Raw genomic sequence first — 19,972 nt, forward strand, 5'->3', positions numbered from 1 at the left:
TAACAGCGGGTTAACATCGAACGATGAGGCGATTAAGCCTTCGCCTTCCGACCCGCCATCGCCTCGGCAAAGCGTTCGAACAGGTAGAAGCTGTCCTGCGGGCCGGGCGAAGCTTCGGGGTGGTACTGAACCGAATAGACCGGGCGATCCGACATCCGAATGCCGCAGTTCGATCCGTCAAACAGTGAGCGGTGTGTCTCGACTACGCCTTCAGGCAGGGATTGTGCATCCACCGCAAAACCGTGGTTCATCGAGGTGATTTCGACCTTGCCGGTATCCAGATCCTTGACAGGGTGGTTCGCGCCGTGGTGGCCGTGGTTCATCTTGACGGTCTGACCGCCCAGAGCCAGCGCCAGCATCTGGTGGCCCAGACAAATACCAAAGACGGGCAGGTCAGTGGTGTCCAAAACCTCTTTGATCATAGGCACCGCGTATTCACCCGTGGCCGCCGGGTCGCCGGGGCCGTTCGACAGGAAAACGCCTTCGGGGTTGTGGGCCAACACTTCGGCGGCGGTGGCCGTGGCCGGCAGTACGGTCACATCGCAACCAGCGGAGGCGAGGCAGCGCAGAATGTTCCGCTTTGCGCCGAAATCGACGGCGACGACCTTATGCACGGGGGCTTCCTGACGCTTGTAGCCGTCCGGCCAAGCCCACCGCATCTCGTCCCAGCGATAGCTTTGGGCGCAGGTGACGTCTTTGGCCAGGTCCATACCTTCGAGACCGGCAAAGCCACGTGCGGCAGCGACCAGAGCCTCGATGTCGAAATTGCCCTCGGGATCATGCGCCAGCGCCACATGTGGTGCGCCCTGCTGACGGATGGCACGGGTCAGGCGACGGGTGTCAACGCCACCGATGGCGATCCGTCCGCGGCGTTCAAGCCATGTTTTCAGTTCTTCGGCCGAGCGCCAGTTCGACGGCTCTGTCGGGTCCCACTTGACCACCATTCCGGCCGCAACCGGGTCGCCGGTCTCGTCATCCTCGGGGTTCACACCTACATTACCAATATGAGGGAATGTGAAGGTCACGATCTGTCCCGCGTAGGAGGGGTCGGTCATGATTTCCTGATAACCGGTCATGGCGGTGTTGAAGCACAGTTCGGCAACGGTCTGGCCGGTGGCGCCGAAGCCCATACCGTAGAACAATGTACCGTCGGCCAATGCCAGACATGCGGTGGGCTTGGACGGGGCGTTCTGGGCCATGGCGCGACTCTCCTGCAAGGTAAACCGGCGCATACCTAAGGGGGTTGAACGCTCGGGTCAAGTCTGTTCAATTTTTGGGCTATTGTTTTAAATCAATGGGTTAGGTATATTGACCCCCTGTTGTATCGCGCTTTTTGTTTCGATATGGTCAGGGTTCCTTTGCCATGGGGATGGACAGAACATATGGATATGCGATCAAGGGTCAACACAGCCCTTAAGCAAGCAATGAAAGATAAGGACGCCGAGCGGTTGTCGACGCTGCGGCTGATTAATGCTGCGATCAAGGATCGTGACATCGCCTCGCGTGCGTCTGATAACGAAGAAGCCAAAGGTTGCGGCGACGCCGAGGTGCTTGAAATCCTTGGTAAAATGACCAAACAACGCAAGGAAAGCGCCCGTGCCTACGAAGAGGGCGGCCGGCTGGATCTGGCCGAGCGGGAGCTGCGCGAGGTCGAGGTCATCGAGGAATTCCTGCCCAAGCAATTGGACGATGACGAAGTAACCAAAGCCATTCAGACCGCGATCACTGCCACGGGCGCCGGTTCGATCCGCGATATGGGCAAGGTGATGGGCGAGCTCAAAACCCGTTACACCGGCCAGATGGACTTCGGTAAGGTCGGCCCAATGGTCAAGGATCAGCTCTGCGCCTCAAACGGCGGCTGCTGAGCGCTAATCAATCAGAGAATTCTAAGGCTGCGCGACCGGTTCGCGCAGTTTTTTTGTGAGCTCATCATAAAGAGCAATTCGCTCTTCTTCCGACAGAAAAGCACCGATTTCCACTTCGCGCCCCTCTCCGATCAGCGTGACGTAGTTGGGAACCGGGCCTCCATACACGTGCATCTCGGGGCGCGCCCAATAGCGATTGCAGCTCCACTCTTGCTGACCCCGACGCGGATGGTGGTGCACCAACCGGGCCTGCGTGCCGTTCAGCGTCAGAATCTCGAACACGCTGCGTGCCTTGTAATTGGACTGAATCGCCAGCCATAGCCCCAGGACTGTCACAAGTAAAAAGGGCAGCAATCCCCACAGAAGAACCGAGCCAAGCACGGCGAGAAGGGGAATCAGGCCAAACAGGAATACGGAAAACACCACCCACATGGCCCAGCGTGGGGGCAGGGAGTTATGTGGCCACAGGCGCAACTCCTGCTCGGAACTGGAGGTTTGATTCCATCGGTAAGGCATGGTTCAAAAATAGCGCAACACCATCGGGTGTCGAATGGGAAAGATCAGGTGACGTGGCCGACTCTGGCCCAGGACAAAGCGTCGTCAAGGCGGTCATCGCCCCAAAAAACCTCTCCGCGCACGACTAGGCTGGGGGCACCAAATACGCCCAGCTTCGTGGCCTGATCGGTTTGCGTTTCCAGCGCCGCAACTGTGTCGGGGCTGCGGGCACGGGCCAGCGTCAGGCGCGGGTCCTGCTGGCAGCGGTGCAGGGCTTCGGATATGGCCGCTTCGCTTCCGGCTTCGATCCCGTCTTCGAACCAGATGCGGTACAGGTTCTGGGTAAATGCTTTGCCCCAACCGTCCGACATCCCCAGCAAGGCCACCTGATTGGCCAGAGCGAGATCCGAGATCGGATAGGGCGCGGGAAGCTGGGCATGAAGGTGATACTTGGCGGCGCGTCGTTCGATGTCGCGCCACATATACGCGGATTTTATCGGCTTGCCTGCGAAGGGAATATTCTTCTGTTCGGACATCACGGTGCGCACGTTGAACGGTCGCCAGTTGACCGTCGCGTCATGTTCGTCGCACCATTCATCGAGGCGCATGATCGTCAGGTAGCTGTAAGTGCTGCCAATGGAATACCAAAAATCTAATTCGGGCATCTGTTTACTCCGATCGCAGAGTTTCAGAATGTATGATACCCTAAAACGGTCAGGTTTTCGAATTTGCCCTGAAACCGGGCGGCCAGCCCGCTAATAACCGGCAACTTAAAACAGAGCTTTTTCGATGGGTTGCGCTGGTTGAGGTGCAACCCCGCATTCGGTTATCTGACGCAGATCGATTTCGATTGTCCGGCACAAGGCCGAGATTGGGACATCGGTGACATCGCCTTCGAACGGATCTTCCATTGAGGCGCTGACGCGTTCGGTGACGAAGAAAATCCAGCACACCAAAGCGCCAAACGGGGCAAAGGTGAGCCAGTCGACCATCACGGCCTTCATCATCGAAACGTCGTCCCCGGTAATGACCGAACGCTCGTCGTTGAAGGCCAGGGGCAGCATGAAGATGAAGATCCAGCTGAACATGCGGCCGACCTCGGCCACCTGGCGGGGAAAGGGGGTGTTCTTGAGACGCTCACACTGACCTTGCGCCGCTGTGAACCGGCCCAAGCGATCCATCAGCGCCACATGCCAGTAGGGCGAGATCTTACCGTCTTGCGCCATTTCCGACAGCCGCCGGGCTTGCAGGTTCAGAAGACAGGCTGCGCGATTATTCTTTCCCTCAAGGCGCGGCAAGTCCGTGTCCAGTTGGCTTTTCTGCCAGTTCTCGGGTTTCTGATGCAGCTCTTGCCGGTCGGACAACGGCGAATGGCCGAACATCCACGGCCTGCGTGTGCGTCCACTGGGGGAAGGTTGGCGCAGTTGATAGGCCAGCATGTTTAGCCAGGCGATATGCCGTTCAACCAACTCGCACCTCAGCTCCGGTTCGATCTGAGTGCCGTCCGGTTGGACGAGCGTACCGATTGTGTTCCCCCAATCGCGGCTTGAATTGGCGATTTCGCCCCATACGCGTCTTGCTTCTGTCCAACGCCCATATGCGGATGTGTTCTTGAACCCCAGGAAGAACGCAACGGCCAATCCCAGCATGGCGACCGGTGGGCTGGGGTTCGAAATCAGGTCAATTGGGGTGAGCTCATCGACCACCAAAACCAGAAAGATCCACGCCAGCACGATACAGATAAAGCCAGCGGATCCTTTGATGAGCTTCCGAATAGAAATGCCGTCGTGAAGTAACATGGTTAAGTATCGTCTGCTTGGGCGTCGCTAATTCCTGTTTTTGAATACTATTCGGACGATCTTGCGTGTGTCTACGTGCGCGTCGAAACAGGCGGCGAAAGGCAGGCAAGAAAAAAGCCCCGCACTGGGCGGGGCTTTGATCGGTTTCTATAGTGCCGGGATCAGTGCGCGTGGCCTTTGTCCCAGTCTTCCTGCTTCGGCAGCTGCTCGAACGTGTGCTCTGGCGGCGGAGTGGGCAGGGTCCATTCCAGCGTGTCCGCGTATTCGTTCCACGGGTTCGGACGGGTTTCTTTCGCGCCGCGCAGCAGGGCGTAGATCACGATGCCGAAGAACAGCAGGAACGAGGCGAACGAGATGAACGCGCCGATCGACGATACAAAGTTCCACTGGGCAAACGCCTCGGGGTAGTCGATGTAGCGGCGCGGCATGCCCTGACGGCCCAGGAAGTGCTGCGGGAAGAAGGTCAGGTTGGCGCCGATGAAGAACAGCCAGAAGTGAACCTTGCCCCAGAACTCGGAATACTGACGGCCCGTCATCTTGCTGAAGTAGAAGTAGACACCAGCAAAGATTGCGAAAACGGCACCCAGCGACATCACGTAGTGGAAGTGCGCAACGACGTAGTAGGTGTCGTGATAGGCACGGTCCACACCAGCCTGCGACAGCACAACGCCGGTCACACCGCCAACGGTGAACAGGAACAGGAAGCCAAAGGCGAACAGCATGGGCGTCTTGAACTCGATGGAACCACCCCACATGGTCGCGATCCACGAAAAGACCTTAACGCCGGTCGGAACCGCGATGACCATCGTGGCCAGCATGAAATACGCCTGCTGACGCAGCGACATGCCAACGGTGTACATGTGGTGCGCCCAAACAACAAAACCCAGAACACCGATCGCGATGATCGCCCAGACCATCGGCAGGTAACCGAAGATCGGCTTGCGTGCGAAGGTCGCAATCACGTGGCTGATGATGCCAAAACCGGGCAGGATCACGATATACACTTCCGGGTGGCCGAAGAACCACAGGATGTGCTGATACAGGATCGGGTCGCCGCCACCGGCCGGATCAAAGAAGGTGAAGCCGAAGTTGCGGTCCATCAGCAACATGGTGATCGCGCCCGCCAGAACCGGCAGCGACAGCAGAATCAGCCACGAAGTCACGAAGATCGACCAGCTGAACAGCGGCACCTTGAACAGGGTCATGCCCGGGGCACGCATGTTCAGGAAGGTGGTGATCATGTTGATCGCGCCGAGGATCGAGGAGGCGCCCGATACGTGCACGGCGAAGATCGCAAGGTCCATGGACATGCCGCCTTCGGTCGTCGACAGCGGTGGGTAAAGCACCCAGCCCACGCCCGAACCCAGCTGGTCGTTACCACCGGGGCTGAGCAGCGAGGCCACGCCCAGCGACGTACCAGCGACATACAGCCAAAAGGACAGGTTATTCATCCGCGGGAAGGCCATATCCGGCGCACCGATCTGCAACGGCATGAAATAGTTGCCAAATCCGCCGAAGAGGGCAGGGATAACAACGAAGAACATCATCAGAACACCGTGGTAGGTGATCATAACATTCCACAGGTGTCCGTTGGGGGTACATGGGTCGGCCATGAAGCCTTCCAGGCACATGTACTGAACACCGGGGTGCATCAGTTCGAGCCGCATGTAGACGGTCATCAGAACCGAGATCAGACCGGCAAGTGCCGAGACGACCAAGTAGAGAATCCCGATGTCCTTGTGGTTGGTCGACATGAACCAGCGCTGGAAAAAGCTGCGCTCGTCTTCATGCCCATGACCATGAATGGCTGCGTCTGCCATTAGGTGCCTCCTGTTGCAACTACACCGCACAGTTGGACCTCTCCAACGCGCGGGATTCCTGCTGGTTTTAGAATGCGCAGAGGGCACCTTCAATGGTCGAGTTTGATCTGGATCAAGATTAATTGTCGCGGGTAGGAGGCTGACCCGCGGAAAATCGACCAAATTCCGCACTCATTTGGGGATCCGCGCCGGGAATTCAAGGGGGCGAGCCTTTGAGTGCTTTCGCCGCTTGACCCGCGCCCAGGTGCGCCGCAGAACTGTGGCGACGTTGCAACCGGAGACTTGAAATGGCCGCATATGATCCCGAAAACATCTTTGCCAAGATTTTGCGTGGGGAAATCCCTTCGACCCGTGTGTACGAAGATAACGAAACGCTGGCGTTCATGGATATCATGCCACGGGCGGACGGGCATTTGTTGGTGATCCCGAAAACGCCGTGCCGCAACATTCTGGACGCCTCGCCCGAGCAACTGGCAGCCGTGATGGCAACAGTTCAGAAACTGGCGAAGGCTGTGGTCAAGGCATTCGATGCGGATGGCGTCACGATCCAGCAATTCAATGAGGCCGCCGGTGGTCAGGAAGTGTTCCACCTGCATTTCCACATCCTGCCACGCCATGACGGCGTCGCGGTGCGCGCGCCCGGAACGATGGGCGACTTTGATCTGATCGCGGAGCATGGTGAAAAGGTCAAAGCCGCGCTGAACTGAGCGACCCGATTTACTTTGTATTCGAGTGCGCACCCATGCATTCGCTATGGTCACCAAAGGCGTGAAGCACGGCGCAGACGTGGTCGTGTTTTCCGTCGCAAGCCGCTGAAATTCGGGTCAGTTCAGCCTCGAGAATTTGCAGGCGGGCAATACGGTCCCTGAGGTCGGCCCGTTGCTTCTCGGCAATTTCGTGTGCCCGGTTGAGGTCGCTGCCCGACGCGCCCTCAAGGGACAGCAAGCCCACGACATCGGCCAGCGGCAATCCCAAATCACGGCAATGGCGAATAAAGAGCAGCCGTTTCAATGCTGTCTCATCATACCTGCGCTGATTGCCCGCCGTTCGCTCTGGCTTGGGCAACAGCCCTTTGTCTTCATAAAACCGGATCGTCGGAACTTTTACCCCGGTCCGGCGCGACAGACTTCCAATCGAATGCATATTTTTTGCCTTGGGCTCTTGAACCTCTAGTAACTAGAGGAATTACATGCGGTGTGGAGTCGTAACAAGGGACACACAAAAAAGATGCCGCATGATCATTCTCACAAGGGGCACAGTCACGCGCACACTCACATCGACCCCGAAGCAGGGGATGCGCGAGTGATTTGGGCGATTGCCGTCAACATGTTCCTGACACTGGCGCAGGTTGTAGGGGGTATCTTCTCTGGGTCGCTGGCGCTGATCGCGGATGCCCTGCACAATTTCTCGGATGCTATTGCGTTGGTCATCGCCTTTTTCGCCCGCAAGATTGCCCGGCGTCCGGCAGATCCCCGCATGAGCTTTGGCTATGGCCGGGCCGAGGTCGTCGCCGCACTGGTCAATTACACAACATTGATCGTGCTGTCAGTGTACCTGTTCTACGAAGGCGTCATGCGGTTTTTCGAACCAGAGCCCATTAACGGCTGGATCGTCGTCTGGATCGCAGCCTTGGCCCTGATCGTAGACCTCATCACTGCTGCGCTGACCTATACGATGGCCAAGGAAAGCATGAACATTCGGGCGGCCTTTCTACATAACGTAGCTGACGCTTTGGGCTCCGTTGCAGTCATCATCGCCGGCAGCGCGGTGATCCTGTTCAACTGGACATGGGTGGACCCGACAGTCACGATCATGATTTCTATCTACATCCTGTGGCACGTCAAAAGCGAGATTGGCGAAACCATCCGCGTCCTGATGCTGGCCGCGCCGCCCGAACTCGACCCCGAAGAGGTTGCCTCCGCCATTGAGAGCCTGCCAGGTGTCGCCGAGGTTCACCATATCCACCTTTGGAGCATGCAGGAGCGCGAACCCGCTCTGACGGCCCATCTAGTCATTGAAACCCAAGCTTGGTCACGCGCAGAAGGGGTCAGGTCCAACGTCAGGCAAGCGCTGAGTGATCGGTTCGGTATCGGGCACGCGACGCTGGAGATCGAACAGGAGGATTGCGCCTGCGTCGGGTCATCGCGTTTCGGGCATGGGGAAGGCTAAGCGCGGTGTGGGATGAGAATTGCCGCTCCGATTTGGGGTCGGAACGGCAGACTCGTTAACAAAGAACTTTTCCGACTTCATGGGATGACCCAAGATCACCGGTTAACACACCACTCACTCTAAGAACGGTAAATTCATATTACCCTTAAACGCGCGGGATGTATCTATTTGAGTGAGTTTTTAGTAATTTTACGCCAATTAAACCGTAGCTATTGGGAAATTTTCGATCGCTATGGAAACAGAAGGTGGCTGTTTCCCGGTATTGTTAACCTATAGTTAATACTAAATGATTCGCAGTATCACGCGTTGATCTGGTCAAAAATTTCCGAAAAGGTTTTTTGCAAAGCTATGTCTACATCGGCCAAAGTGACCGGCAGACCCAAGTCGACCAGTGACGTCACTCCATGTTCGGTGATGCCGCAGGGCACAATGCCCGAGAAGTGATCCAGATCCGGTTCAACGTTGATCGATATTCCGTGGAAGCTGACCCATTTGCGCAAACGCAACCCGATGGCGGCTACCTTGTCTTCCGCAGGTTTGCCGGATGCGGTCAAAGGTTTATCGTTGCGTCGCACCCAAACCCCGACGCGACCGTCCCGGATTTCCCCGTGCACGTTGAACTCGGCAAGCGCCGCGATCACCCATTCTTCAAGTTGCTTGACGAAACGGCGCACGTCTTTGCCGCGTTTGTTCAGATCAAGCATGACATACGCTACACGTTGGCCGGGACCGTGATAGGTATACTCGCCGCCGCGTTTGGCCTCATATACCGGAAAGCGATCCGGATCGGTCAGATCCTCGATCCGGGCCGATGTACCAGCAGTATAAAGTGGCGGGTGCTCCAGCAGCCAGACGCATTCGTCTGCTTCGCCAGCCGCAATCGCGGCCACGCGCGCCTCCATAAAGACGACAGCATCGTTGTAGTCGGTCAGCCCGTCAGTGATCTTCCATTCCATGGCGGTTCCTTATCGCTGGGGCAGGGCGAAGAAAAGAGGTCACGCGGCCTCGGCCAGGCACCGCTGCAGAACGTTCGTGTACGTCTCGGTCCCCTGAGCCCCTGTGACCAAGTACTTCCCACCGAACACCATTGAAGGGACACCGGAAACACCGTTGTTCGTCCAGAATTGCTGTTTCTCACGAACCGGGGCGACGTGATTGCCAGATTCCAGAGCCGCGCGGGCCGCTGCCCGGTCCAGCTCTGCGGCCTGGACGGCATCCAGCAGGACTTCGATCTTGGAGACGTCCTTTTGGTCGGTGAAATATGCCGCGAAAAGGGCCATCTTCAGAGGATGCTGGCGACCCTGAGACTCGGCCCAGTCCAACAGTTGATGCGCGGCAAAAGTGTTCACCATGCGGCTGTCATCACTGAAATTGAAGGTAAAACCAAGTTCATCCCCGAGCTGGGTCAGCCGGTCACGCGCCTGCTGGCTTTGTTCGGCTGTCGAACCGTACTTTTCCATGATGTGCTCTCGCAGGTTCTGACCTTCGGCGGGCATGTTCGGGTTCAGCTCGAACGGATGCCATCTGAGCTGAGCCAGTACGTTTTGTTCCCGCAAAGCCTGGTCTAGTTGGCGAAAGCCAACGATGCACCACGGGCAGACAACGTCCGAGACGATATCAATCTGAACAATTGGACGTGATTCTTGCGCGGTCATGGACGGGCTCCGAGAACAGGGGCGATTAGCGATGTACGCGCTACAGATATGGGCAGTAAAGAGGAATTCAAACCAGCGTGTTTTTTGCCTCTTCACATCCTGTTCGCCACCGTCTATACGCGCCTCTACCAAGTCACTGGCAGTGCGGTCGTGGCGGAATTGGTAGACGCGCAGCGTTGAGGTCGCTGTGGGGTAACTCCCGTGGAAGTTCGAGTCTTCTCGACCGCACCAGAACTAGCTTGATCAGTTAGTTTTGGGCCTTATAAACAAGGGCATTCAGCATTTTCCGAGTGTGTCGCGTAACGCAAACAGCACACACGGACAGCACACAATGGCCCTTAGAATGAAGATCAAGTACATCGACCCTATTAGCCCCACACAATGGCGTTTTCGTAAGCGGTGGCCGAAGCGGGTGCGCGAAATTCGTGGCGAGGATGCTTATCAGAAGCACATTAAGGCGCGTGAAGGGGCGGCATTCCAGCGCGAGTATCAATTTCACCTGAGAAATTTTGACGCCATTGTTGAGGATACCTACAGGCGGCACCCTGAGGTTGACACTCGGTCTGCCACTCAGAAGTTCATCGACGCACAGCGCCTCGCGGAGCAATACATGGAAAGTGTGCAGGGCTTGGACCCTGACGATAGCTGGACACGTGGAGTAGTGGGGCACAGTCTGGCGGCCCGTGGTGAGGACCCGGAAGTGGTAGCTGCTGTCCTGAACCCTGACCGAGAACCCCCGAAGCCATCGCTGGCGGACATGAGGGACACCTACGCCAAGGATAAGGGTCTGGCCGATGATCGAAAGGCGATGGTCAGAATTGATCGCACATTCAATCGACTGAGTAACGCCCTAGGCAAGCCCCTCGAAGATGTAACCATTGACAGCATCGACCGTCGGACGGCGCGTAGCTTTATGGACCATTTGCTAGGTCTCAAGAAAGCCAACGGACAACCTCTGGCCCTCAAGTCGTGTCAGCGTGAGGTGATCATAGTAGCCGCTGCCTACAACCATGCCGTCAGGGAATTGGAGATACCGTCTGAGCGAAACCATTTCGAGCGCCTGCCGTGGCCTAAGGAACAGGTTAGCTCTCTGGATAAGAACGTTCCATTGCCAGACAGCGTCGTCGACGCCGTGCAGAAGACATTAGAGGGCGGTCGAAGCGAAGACCTTCCTGATATGTGGCGGGTGCTAAAAGGCACCGGGATGCGGCTTGGTGAAGCCTGTGGTCTGCGCGTAAGCGACGTGGACCTAAAAGGGGAAACTCCATCCATCCTGATCACTCCAAACGAAATCAACGGCATCAAGAATAGCAACAGTGATAGGTATGTTCCGATTGCCTCAGAAAGCCTCAGGGAATCCCTAAGGGAGCGTGTAGAGGGTCGTAAGGGGGACGAGCCACTGTTCCCTTCTTATGGCCGTGACGGTGGCCCTACGGCTGCCTCTGCGGCGCTGATGAAAGCGGTCAAAAAGAACACTGACGACAAGCGCATGAAGGTCCACGGGTTGCGCCACAGGGCAAGCGATAAGCTGAGAGATGCAGGGGCACCTGTAGAAGTGCGTCATGGGTATCTCGGGCACTCCGCTCAGTCGGTCGCTGAGAATACTTATGGTGGGCGTGAGGCGCGGCTGAGAGAGTTCGCTAGGTGGGGCGTTAAGGCTGGGCTTTAAACCCTGCGGCACAACAGACCTTCCACCTAATCGACGTGCTGACACATCTGAGTTTGGATACGCTTTTGCATTTCTTCGCTAATGCCCATGCGCCCTTTCGGCGTAACCCTTTGTTTTCGTTAGTAACCAAAAGTAACTATTCAGCTTCCGCTTCGGTTGCCGCTGCTGCGGCTTTATCCCTTTGGACCACAGCCCTGACCATCGCCTCGGCAATACGCTGTTTCATAATCGCTTTGAAGTTACGCGCCTGTGGCAAGATCGGTGCTCCGCGCGCTCCGAATGTTTCAGATGCGCGCTTTAGGTAGCTGTAGAACGTCCATGTGCCGTAGTCGTCTGGCGAAAGTTCTTCCGGATGAACACGGCTGAATCTCTGGCTGAAGTCGGAGTAGTTGAAGGTAGCCAATATCTCTGAGGCGTTCATTTTGGGATGCGCTTTTGCAAAGCCACGCGCCACGCCCTTTGCGGATAGAGCCACCTTGCGGTACAGCCGGGATATGGTGCTGTCGCGGACATAGACCTGACGGCCATCGAAGCGGAAGCCGAGATATTCAAAGCCGTTCTTTCCCTGAGGTCCGCGTACATGCTGAAAGGCTAGGGCATCATCCTCGCGCAGGAAGCGAACAATACAAGTCTTGGCTTCTTTGATCTGAAGCTCTTCACCGTATTTGCGTATTTCGCCCACAGCGAATGCCTCTGCTTCATCCGCCTCGGTTTCACCGCCCGGAACAATCAAAAGAATGTCGTCTGAATACCTCATATAACGACCGCCCCGGGCCTCCGCATACTGGTTCATCGCTACATCGAAGCCGAGAAGATAGAAGTTTGCAATCAGATCGGAAATCGGTGCGCCTTGCGGTACTCCATGGTTGAGGAGGTTGCCTTCTTCGTCTGAGTTGGACCGTACCAAACTTGGAAGTGTGGGGTCGCCGCCGCAAATCTTGGCGCGGAAATCAGCAGGGGAACAGAGCTGGGTTGGCATCTTCTTGAAAGGAACAGTGTAGCGCTCGCGGGGATAGCCATTAACGCTGACCATCTCAATGTATCCAAGACGGCGGTAAACATCCTTTTGGTCTACAACGTGATACCGGGTGACATTCTTAAAGACGGTGAAGTGATCGGGGGGTAGTCTGTCAACGGCTAGAAGGTCACACCAGACCGCTTTGATACGCTCGTGATCCAAGTTCTCGAAGTAGCCTTTGATGTCGAGTGCGATGGCGACGCAGTCGCCTTGTTTCTCAATCTCGTCAAAGGCATCCTTCGCAAAGTCAATGTTGCACTTGCCTCCGCCGCCACCCTTGGGAATCTTCCGGTATGCAATTGGGCAGTGTTCTATACCCAAATTGGAAAGGCGTTCTTCATATCTCTCGGCGAGGATTCTTCTGTAATGTGTAAGGATATAGGCGTCCCGACGAGCAGCATATCGGATGGGCCGTGACTTCGGCTCTGGTCGTTCTTTTTCAGCTGTCCTAAATGGCTGCCAAGTCTCTTCATACAGAAAGAAGGGATAGAATTTATTTGCGGCGACCCGCGCGGGGTCAGAAACAATTTCTTCGGCCTCTTTGATGGAAAGTCTGCGGTCAAAATGAGGGTAGTGTTTAAGGTCTTTAGGTGAAAAGCTTGGTTCCATTTTCCTACGCGAGAGGGGCCGAAACATTAGGCAGGACACTTGCCCTTATTCGTTCCGGCCCCGACTGTTCTGCGTGGTGCCCATCTTTTCGACGTGTTCGCTTATATTGTCATTTACATAACAACCGGGATTACCGGAAACCGAAGCCGCGTCGCCGGTATAAATACAGGAGCCCAACAAATGGTACTCGAAATCTGCATGTACCTGGCCACAGGACTTGACAGTTTAAACGATCGACTGCGCCGCCCTAAAGACGACGATGAAATCGACTTGGGAACGGACTAGGAACACTTCAAGTTGCGAACTGAAGATTTTTGTTTAATTGGGCGCAGTTGTGAGCCTTTGTGGCATTCTTGCATCAATCAGTGCTGCTTACCGTAGCGGCTGGAGTTTTATGCCCAGACATTAGTTGCCAAAAGATCGCAAATCACGACCCGGCGACAGCCATCTCCAGTTTCTAGCATGACGCACAAGAGCACTCTTAAGCCGCATAGCCTCGGTCTTGCGGGCAGCGGCTCGTAGAACCAATAGCTGCCGCTACAGCCAACCCGTCGACTTCTTCATTCCTTGCGTCCCCAGCGTGACCCCGCACCCACTCCCATTGCACGTTCAATCTGTCTGATACGACCAGAAGTTCTTCCCAAAGGTCGCGGTTCTCGACGGGCTTGCCGCTTGTTTTACGCCAGCCGTTAGCTTTCCATTTGGGCACCCATTCGGTCATCCCTTGGATGAGCAGCCAACTGTCGGAATAGACCGTGATCTGGGCTTTCTCGTCACGCCTGATTTGGCGCAAACCCTGAATGGCGGCTGCCATTTCCATCCTGTTGTTTGTGGTGTGCGCGACATTGCCAAAGACGGGCCGCTTCTTGATTTCTTTGCCGTCTTCGTATCTTCGGACTATTGCAGCCCAGCCCCCGCGACCGGGATTTCCAAGGCAAGAGCCATCAGTGTGAATAGTGATTTCAGTATTTGTCATTTGGGGTTCTTCTTCGTTCGTTAGGGGGCTGTGGTTTGTTTGCGGTCGGTCATGGCGACCACGCCAAGCTCAACCAAGAATGAAAGCGCTTCGCTCTGTGAGACCTCACGCTCCAACTGTTTGACCATGCTTTCACGCACGGTGTTGACTGTAACCACCACTTCAGGGCGCACTCTCATGCTGGCCCAGTGGCTTCGTCGGTCGGCCCAAAGGGCAAGCTGATCGTCAATCTTGTCGTGGTCCAGACGGGCACGTGCTGTTGACCGCAAGCGCTTCGTGAACGCTCTACGCTTGGTGTAGCCGATACGGCGCAGCCTTTTGTCGGCCACGCGGTTCTGTTAATTCAGTTCCATTATGCTTCTCCAAAAATGAAAAAGACGCCCGTTGTGGACGTCCTGATTGCTCCTTATGGGGACACGGTCGACCCACTCCGCTCTGGTACCAACAATGGACGTTGGCCGGAGACAGCTTGGTCTTGATGTCTGGGATGGAAGGCGAAGCCATAAAAAGACGCGTCACCTCAATGCCATCAATCTCAGCCCCAGCTTGCACCCTGCGGACAAAGGTCTGGATGGAAAGACCATAGAACCTCTGGGTATATGAGCTTGCTGCCTGTGCTATGTTCTTTCGCCCTGACTTTCGGGGCTGTGCCCGCAGCAACTTGGGGTCACACAGAATGTTTCTGAGACCCCCATCTACAGTGATGTAAGACAGAATATGTCGCATGACACCAAGACGCTCTGAGGGAGCGACAGAGTAGACCATTTGTTCCAAGTGTCCCGCACGCTCATAATGCGCCCCAGACCGCATCTTGCTCTCCACCACGCGGCCACCTCTTGTGCTGTTCTTACTGCCCGCCTTCTTGCATTTGACTGAGCAATACTTCTGGTTGGACCTTCTAGGCTCAAACGTATGGCTGCACCGAGCGCACGCCTTAAGGTTCCCCTGAAGGGATGTGACAATGTTCATTAGGGAGTTCCTTACGATGGGATTGTGGTGTGATGAATGTCGATCATCATCACTTGGTCTCTCCACGAGCGGAGCGAGCCATAGGGGGCACCTGAACGTGTTGGCAGTGAAACTGCATTACCTTCAGGCGAATACTTCACATGGTTGGTGTTTGATGAAGGAGACGAAGGTCGACGCACCTTAACGGTGGCCTATAGGGTTACTACTACGTATGCGGAGGGACCTTTTACCAACACCACCCTTGCTGCACTGTGTGCAACTTGGCTTTTCAACTGATAACGCCCTTATGCACAGACACGTCGAAATTACCTGACGGGACCTAGGGCTTGTATGGGGGTTAACCAGCTCGTCTAACTTTTCTGTACGGCTATAGTGGGGGCAAATCCCACCTACGGATGTAATCAGTAGTCAGGCAGTTGCTGACGTGGTTCAGGGCAATAGTGTGGTTGAATTAGTTTTCTGCTTGTATGAGGGTCAACTCCGCCCGATGCGGTAAACGCTCGCTCGGCTGATACCAAACTCAGCCATGATGTCTTTCGGTTTCACGCCGCTCTGGAATGCCTCACGGATGGCTGTTGCCTTGGTCTCATCCATTGCTGGGCGTCCCTTGAACTTCCCTTCAGCCTTGGCCTTAGCAATCCCTTCACGCTGCCGTTCAAGCATCACCTCACGTTCAAACTGAGCAACAGCCCCGAGGATGGTCTCAAGCATCTGTGCAGTGGCATTGTCGTTCATCATGGGCATGTTCATGATGTGCAGTTGAACGCCCTTGTCTGAAAGCCGCTTGCGAATGTCGATGAGGTCAGGGACCGAACGCGCCAGACGGTCTAGCTTGGTAACGACCAGAGTGTCCCCCTCACGGGCAAAGTCTATGGCCGCCTCAAGCTGGTCACGCTGCTTCACACTGCTGACCTGTTCCGCGAACACCTTCTCACATCCATGTTCGGTAAGCTCACGCTGCTGGGCCTCAAAGCCTGCAATCTGGTCTGCGGTTGACGTCCGCGCGTATCCGATAAGCATGTGCCTGTCTCCGAATGTGTATCGTTTATCTCTTAAGGTTAAGTAAGAATGTGTGCTTTAAATGTCAACCCCACTTAAATGAGACGGGTTTGATGGGGTTGGCACTTGTCTTGTTACACTCAGGTCAAATGAGACTCATGCGTTCAAGACGCCTTGGGGCACCTTCTGTGGTTCGTGAACGTCAGGCGGTGGCGACCAACGTCAACGAAAGTCTCGCCCGGTCCCTCACGTGTCACCTTAAGGGGCGTTGAATGCGGATAATGCTCGACGAGCAAGTCAAAGGGGCCGACGCAAAAATCAAAGACGATCATTCTACCATTCCTATTCTTGGTAATGCCGCACCAACATGATGCAACGTGTAGATGATTCATGCAGGAATGTGCGTCAACCTCTTGTTATTATTGTCATAAAGGGACGTTCCCACAGGTGGCGAGAGGTGGCCCTGAGGTGACCCCACCGGGGGGTATACGCGGCATCTATATCTATCTCCGGCTCTCAAACTTTTTCGTCAAAATACTTGCGGCATCAATCAGCAATCACGTTTGCAGATCATATCCAAATAAGTCGTGCCTTCCTTGGCTTGTTCCAGCAGCGTCTGAACATACTCTTTGAAGTGACCAAAATGATGCCCCTTTGCTGCCAGTTCAATCCTTCGACAAGTAGAGGGTTTCCAGAAGGACGAATTCCTCTCACGTGATGAGGAAGAAACTCGAGTATATTTGGGAATTGAGCCGATGCTTTTGGCGCTTTCCATGGAATTCGCGCTGAAGGCTTGGTACGTCTTCGATTATGACGATCCAAACGTCAAACAAGAGCATAACCTTCTGAACCTGTTTGAAGCTTTGAAGGCAGAAAGCAAAGAGAGGCTTGATAAAGAGTTCAGGCGTTCAGTTGCTCCGCAACACCCTGACTTTTTTGTACCGACTACAGTATTAGAGATGCCTTGGACCACCATTCAGATGCTTTCGTGGTATGGAGATATCTGCATGAGCGAAAGCGTACACTAAACTTCAATCTGAGTAAGTTTACCGCTACACTTGAGATGGTGTTGAGGGAGTTTAAAAGCCTCCGTTGACGCGGGAGCCTTTTCATTTCCGCCGCGAGGCATTTCGTGTTTCAGATCCACCAAATGGAGTTTTCCAAGGCTTTGTTTCAAAGTAATTTCCTGTTTTTCCAGTTTCCGTTCGACCGAAGATCAAGTGCAGCTCGTGCAAGTGGATTGATCGCCAACAGGCTAAGTGTCAGACTGGAGAGATAAGTAAATTTCTTAGAGGTGGACACTATGCGAATTTTTTTTGTTTTTGCTTCAGTTTCTGCGTTGTGCCTTATTGCGTCAGGCGCGCATGCTTGCCGAAAATGCAGTAGCGATACTGGAATAATCTATCATTATCCAACTTGCGGTTTCCATACAGATTTAGGAGAGGGAGATAGCGCGACTTGCGCGAGAAATGAAGCGGCTCAGTCTATGCCTTCCTACCGGTGCGGCTCTGATGGTACTAGGAATGTCTTCGTAGGCGGCGAAAAGTTGAACACTGTGAGAATTGGCCCGCCCGAGGAATATGACTGGTCTAAGGCCAACTTTCAAAACACCGTAGATGGAGACAATCTGCGCTGTAATGTTGAAATCAAATCGGGTAGCGGGTTCACCAGTATCTTGAGAGGCAAAAATCGAGATGTTTTGGATTTAGTATTCTACTTGGATGATGGGGGTTACAAAGTAATTACTGACAGAATTCACGACGGTAGAAGTCAGAATACTATTGCGGGTACCAATTTTGTTGCCCGGTTATATGGCGTTAACAAGGATGTGTTAAGGCTATATGGGTTTAGAGACGACGGAACAATCGTGATTACCGGAAGCCATATTCTGGATGGAGACGAGCATGATTTGCAAAAGCTTCCTGAAGATGATGTTGGGGTTATTTGGGGGAAGAACAACGATGTTCGTGTCCGGTTTTGTTTCGATGGCGTAGATTGGAAATGGGGTTACTTGGGTCAGCCGGGAAATCCATTCCCAGATAGTTGCTCAATGGCGGTAGAATGGCCAACCAACCTGTCACTTAGGTACAAGTAGTTGGATGTTCAAAGCACTGCTTCTAATCACTATGAACATTTTATTCTACTGGCGGATAACTTGCCGATACTACAAATTGCTATTCAGTCGGGCATCGAAGGCTAACTTTTCGCGGATTAAGTAGAAGCCGCCACACTCGGTTCCCGAGTGATGGCGGAGCCATTGCGACAGAAACTCTAATCGTGGTTGGGATCGCCGGGCAGAATGACCTTCGGCTTGGTTGCTTCCGTTAACTGCTTGCATTATTTGTCCCTGAACCGTTGCCTCTTACGGGAAGGTAGCATCGACTTTCCAAGCGTTTGCGGCAGCGGTTCTTCCGGTTCGGCTCTGATCTGCAATAGGAGCTCATCATAGGTTTCCGGCGCGTCCACCTCTGGCTTACCAACCTCATTGCTTGAAACTGAAAGCAATTCGACCAACCTGATTTGAAGCTCTCGGACCAGCATCATGTCGCTTTGCTCGCCGTCGCGCACTTCACCGTACGAGTTGGCATCCATCGGGTTTGGGGTTGGTGTTTGGTTCGGCCTGTTTGAGATGTCCTTTGATGATGGCCCGGATGGCGTCATTCTCCCACGTACCGGGGTCTGCAAAGAGGTATTCGTGAAGGTGCCTAGGGTCCGCCCACAGGGAATTCCGAGAGGCTGGCCTGAGGGTGTCTGATGCCCGCGCTGTGATTGCCGCCGTGAATGACCGGATGGCTGACTTTGACGGTTCCGAGACCGACGCCAAAGTGGCGGCGCAGGACAACGTCGAAGCCAAAGCCAACCTCGACGCTGCTGAGTGCGTAAAAGCCGCCGCGCGTGACGAGTTCAACCGTTCTTATCTTATCCTGTTGCGGGCAGGAGTTCCCCAATTCGAAGGATGTGCGAATGCACCTATACCTTGACGCTCTTGTCAAATGAGTCCAACGGCGTGGGTCTAATTTCCTATTTCACTCGAACGCGTTTTACCTTCAGGTCTGTGGAGGTGAGTACATATGGGAATACGCGATAGGAGTAGATACCGTGTTTGAAATAGTAACGCTCAGCGGCAAAGAACTTTCCCGATGAAGGAGGTTCGTAAGCACCTGAGATCTGGGGTGCGCCATCTAGTGACACCCAAAAACGAAAACCACCATTTCCATCAAAAGCAATCGTGACGTTCAACATGTGTTCTGAACCATCTCGTCTGATTTTGGCATTCGAGTATTTGCCGGAGTAGGAGGCGATTTGTACGCAGTTGTTCCCGGGCTGGCTTCCAACTTTATAAGCACCTTCTAGCGACAACCTACCATTTGGTTCAACATTAAGCTTGAACGGTGGAGCACACCCATTTCGCCCATCATGAATTTGAAAAATACTAAACTCATCTGAACTGGGTGACGTGAACGAAACTTTGGATGAAAATTGGTATGCACCCTTGTGGTTCGGAGCTACATTCCGCGTAAATATTTCGGACCGCTGCTTAAATGTTCCTCCGACACAGTGGTTCGAACTGGTCCGAAATACATGTGTCTTTCCGTTTTTTTCGTATGATCCACTGTCTACACCGCAGGAAACGTTCCAATCGTTGAGTGGATTGGCGTTTGACAGCGAAGGGGCGGCGATTGACACTATACTGAACGCAAAAAGGAGGAGTGAAACTTGGACAGTCACAATTTTCATACCGCTTCTCCCAAAGGACAACTTCGAAAATTCGTGTGCCGAGTATACCTGCCTTCGGGCTCGTTCCAAAACCTGCACGCAAAGTAGCAGAGTTGAAGCTAGCCGACACCCGGGGCTGTGGCCTGCATACGGGTGATACAAGAGTTCAAAGGAAGGCGCGTCGGACTAATCAGTGGGGTTTACCGCGTAAT

21 protein-coding genes and 1 tRNA gene are annotated in these 19,972 nt (G+C 54.5%); 8 read left to right on the top strand and 14 right to left on the bottom strand.

Annotated features, from left to right (window positions below; genetic code table 11):
* Window positions 1–32: 32 nt before the first annotated feature.
* The gene (carA, locus tag ACR0AA_RS06030) at window positions 33–1,199 is read right to left on the bottom strand and encodes a glutamine-hydrolyzing carbamoyl-phosphate synthase small subunit (protein WP_480755652.1); all 1,167 of its coding nucleotides are present in this window, start codon (window positions 1,197–1,199) and stop codon (window positions 33–35) included.
* A 183-nt stretch (window positions 1,200–1,382) separates the two neighbouring features.
* On the opposite strand from carA, the gene ACR0AA_RS06035 reads away from it, so the two are divergent.
* Entirely contained in the window at window positions 1,383–1,865 is a 483-nt protein-coding gene (locus tag ACR0AA_RS06035) for a GatB/YqeY domain-containing protein (protein WP_480661286.1), read from the top strand.
* A gap of 21 nt (window positions 1,866–1,886) precedes the next feature.
* On the opposite strand, the gene ACR0AA_RS06040 is transcribed toward ACR0AA_RS06035, so the two are convergent.
* From ACR0AA_RS06040 to ctaD, 4 genes are all read right to left on the bottom strand, one after another.
* Window positions 1,887–2,381: a DUF2244 domain-containing protein gene (locus tag ACR0AA_RS06040; RefSeq protein ID WP_480661287.1), complete on the bottom strand. Its 495-nt coding sequence runs from the start codon at window positions 2,379–2,381 to the stop codon at window positions 1,887–1,889.
* 44 nt (window positions 2,382–2,425) lie between these two features.
* The gene (locus ACR0AA_RS06045; protein WP_480661288.1) at window positions 2,426–3,025 is read right to left on the bottom strand and encodes a DsbA family protein; all 600 of its coding nucleotides are present in this window, start codon (window positions 3,023–3,025) and stop codon (window positions 2,426–2,428) included.
* Between the two features lie 105 nt (window positions 3,026–3,130).
* A complete protein-coding gene (locus ACR0AA_RS06050) occupies window positions 3,131–4,159 on the bottom strand; it encodes a bestrophin family protein (protein WP_480755653.1) in 1,029 nt (342 codons plus the stop codon).
* Between the two features lie 161 nt (window positions 4,160–4,320).
* Window positions 4,321–5,979 carry a cytochrome c oxidase subunit I gene (gene ctaD / locus ACR0AA_RS06055; RefSeq protein ID WP_480661290.1) on the bottom strand — a complete coding sequence of 553 codons (1,659 nt, stop codon included), beginning with the start codon at window positions 5,977–5,979 and terminating at the stop codon, window positions 4,321–4,323.
* A 287-nt stretch (window positions 5,980–6,266) separates the two neighbouring features.
* On the opposite strand from ctaD, the gene ACR0AA_RS06060 reads away from it, so the two are divergent.
* Complete coding sequence (locus tag ACR0AA_RS06060; protein WP_480755654.1) at window positions 6,267–6,686, top strand: HIT family protein; 420 nt, start codon at window positions 6,267–6,269, stop codon at window positions 6,684–6,686.
* Between the two features lie 10 nt (window positions 6,687–6,696).
* Here the strand turns inward: ACR0AA_RS06060 and ACR0AA_RS06065 are convergent, their stop codons facing one another.
* On the bottom strand, window positions 6,697–7,122 hold the full coding sequence (locus ACR0AA_RS06065) for a MerR family transcriptional regulator (protein ID WP_480755655.1): 426 nt from the start codon (window positions 7,120–7,122) through the stop codon (window positions 6,697–6,699).
* An 84-nt stretch (window positions 7,123–7,206) separates the two neighbouring features.
* Between ACR0AA_RS06065 and ACR0AA_RS06070 the strand changes: the two genes are divergently transcribed.
* A complete protein-coding gene (locus ACR0AA_RS06070; RefSeq protein ID WP_480661293.1) occupies window positions 7,207–8,148 on the top strand; it encodes a cation diffusion facilitator family transporter in 942 nt (313 codons plus the stop codon).
* 299 nt (window positions 8,149–8,447) lie between these two features.
* Here ACR0AA_RS06070 and lipB read toward each other — a convergent pair whose 3' ends face one another.
* Together lipB and ACR0AA_RS06080 are read right to left on the bottom strand one after the other, a co-directional pair.
* Window positions 8,448–9,104, bottom strand: a complete 657-nt coding sequence (gene lipB, locus ACR0AA_RS06075; RefSeq protein ID WP_480755656.1) for a lipoyl(octanoyl) transferase LipB — start codon at window positions 9,102–9,104, stop codon at window positions 8,448–8,450.
* A gap of 39 nt (window positions 9,105–9,143) precedes the next feature.
* Window positions 9,144–9,803, bottom strand: coding sequence for a DsbA family oxidoreductase (locus tag ACR0AA_RS06080; protein ID WP_480661295.1), 660 nt, complete (start codon window positions 9,801–9,803; stop codon window positions 9,144–9,146).
* Between the two features lie 144 nt (window positions 9,804–9,947).
* On the opposite strand from ACR0AA_RS06080, the gene ACR0AA_RS06085 reads away from it, so the two are divergent.
* A tRNA-Leu gene (locus tag ACR0AA_RS06085) sits at window positions 9,948–10,034 on the top strand.
* A 100-nt stretch (window positions 10,035–10,134) separates the two neighbouring features.
* Window positions 10,135–11,472 (top strand): tyrosine-type recombinase/integrase, encoded by a 1,338-nt coding sequence (locus ACR0AA_RS06090; protein WP_480755657.1) that lies wholly within the window; start codon window positions 10,135–10,137, stop codon window positions 11,470–11,472.
* Between the two features lie 136 nt (window positions 11,473–11,608).
* On the opposite strand, the gene ACR0AA_RS06095 is transcribed toward ACR0AA_RS06090, so the two are convergent.
* The 4 genes from ACR0AA_RS06095 to ACR0AA_RS06110 all read right to left on the bottom strand — a co-directional run bounded on the left by ACR0AA_RS06095 (window position 11,609) and on the right by ACR0AA_RS06110 (window position 16,064).
* Window positions 11,609–13,099, bottom strand: coding sequence for a reverse transcriptase domain-containing protein (locus ACR0AA_RS06095; RefSeq protein WP_480755658.1), 1,491 nt, complete (start codon window positions 13,097–13,099; stop codon window positions 11,609–11,611).
* Window positions 13,100–13,580: 481 nt separating this feature from the next.
* Window positions 13,581–14,075 (bottom strand): ribonuclease HI, encoded by a 495-nt coding sequence (gene rnhA / locus ACR0AA_RS06100; protein ID WP_480755659.1) that lies wholly within the window; start codon window positions 14,073–14,075, stop codon window positions 13,581–13,583.
* Between the two features lie 20 nt (window positions 14,076–14,095).
* Window positions 14,096–14,404, bottom strand: coding sequence for a hypothetical protein (locus ACR0AA_RS06105; RefSeq protein ID WP_480755660.1), 309 nt, complete (start codon window positions 14,402–14,404; stop codon window positions 14,096–14,098).
* Between the two features lie 1,114 nt (window positions 14,405–15,518).
* Window positions 15,519–16,064 carry a recombinase family protein gene (locus ACR0AA_RS06110; protein WP_480755661.1) on the bottom strand — a complete coding sequence of 182 codons (546 nt, stop codon included), beginning with the start codon at window positions 16,062–16,064 and terminating at the stop codon, window positions 15,519–15,521.
* A 734-nt stretch (window positions 16,065–16,798) separates the two neighbouring features.
* Here ACR0AA_RS06110 and ACR0AA_RS06115 point away from each other — a divergent pair.
* Window positions 16,799–17,071 carry a hypothetical protein gene (locus ACR0AA_RS06115; protein WP_480755662.1) on the top strand — a complete coding sequence of 91 codons (273 nt, stop codon included), beginning with the start codon at window positions 16,799–16,801 and terminating at the stop codon, window positions 17,069–17,071.
* Window positions 17,072–17,346: 275 nt separating this feature from the next.
* Complete coding sequence (locus ACR0AA_RS06120; protein ID WP_480755663.1) at window positions 17,347–18,138, top strand: hypothetical protein; 792 nt, start codon at window positions 17,347–17,349, stop codon at window positions 18,136–18,138.
* Window positions 18,139–18,380: 242 nt separating this feature from the next.
* Here the strand turns inward: ACR0AA_RS06120 and ACR0AA_RS06125 are convergent, their stop codons facing one another.
* A complete protein-coding gene (locus ACR0AA_RS06125) occupies window positions 18,381–18,635 on the bottom strand; it encodes a hypothetical protein (protein ID WP_480755664.1) in 255 nt (84 codons plus the stop codon).
* Window positions 18,636–18,790: 155 nt separating this feature from the next.
* Between ACR0AA_RS06125 and ACR0AA_RS06130 the strand changes: the two genes are divergently transcribed.
* Window positions 18,791–19,024, top strand: a complete 234-nt coding sequence (locus ACR0AA_RS06130) for a hypothetical protein (protein ID WP_480755665.1) — start codon at window positions 18,791–18,793, stop codon at window positions 19,022–19,024.
* 40 nt (window positions 19,025–19,064) lie between these two features.
* On the opposite strand, the gene ACR0AA_RS06135 is transcribed toward ACR0AA_RS06130, so the two are convergent.
* Complete coding sequence (locus ACR0AA_RS06135; RefSeq protein ID WP_480755666.1) at window positions 19,065–19,781, bottom strand: hypothetical protein; 717 nt, start codon at window positions 19,779–19,781, stop codon at window positions 19,065–19,067.
* Window positions 19,782–19,972 lie beyond the last annotated feature (191 nt).

This window comes from Ruegeria sp. CE8 (assembly GCF_056537465.1).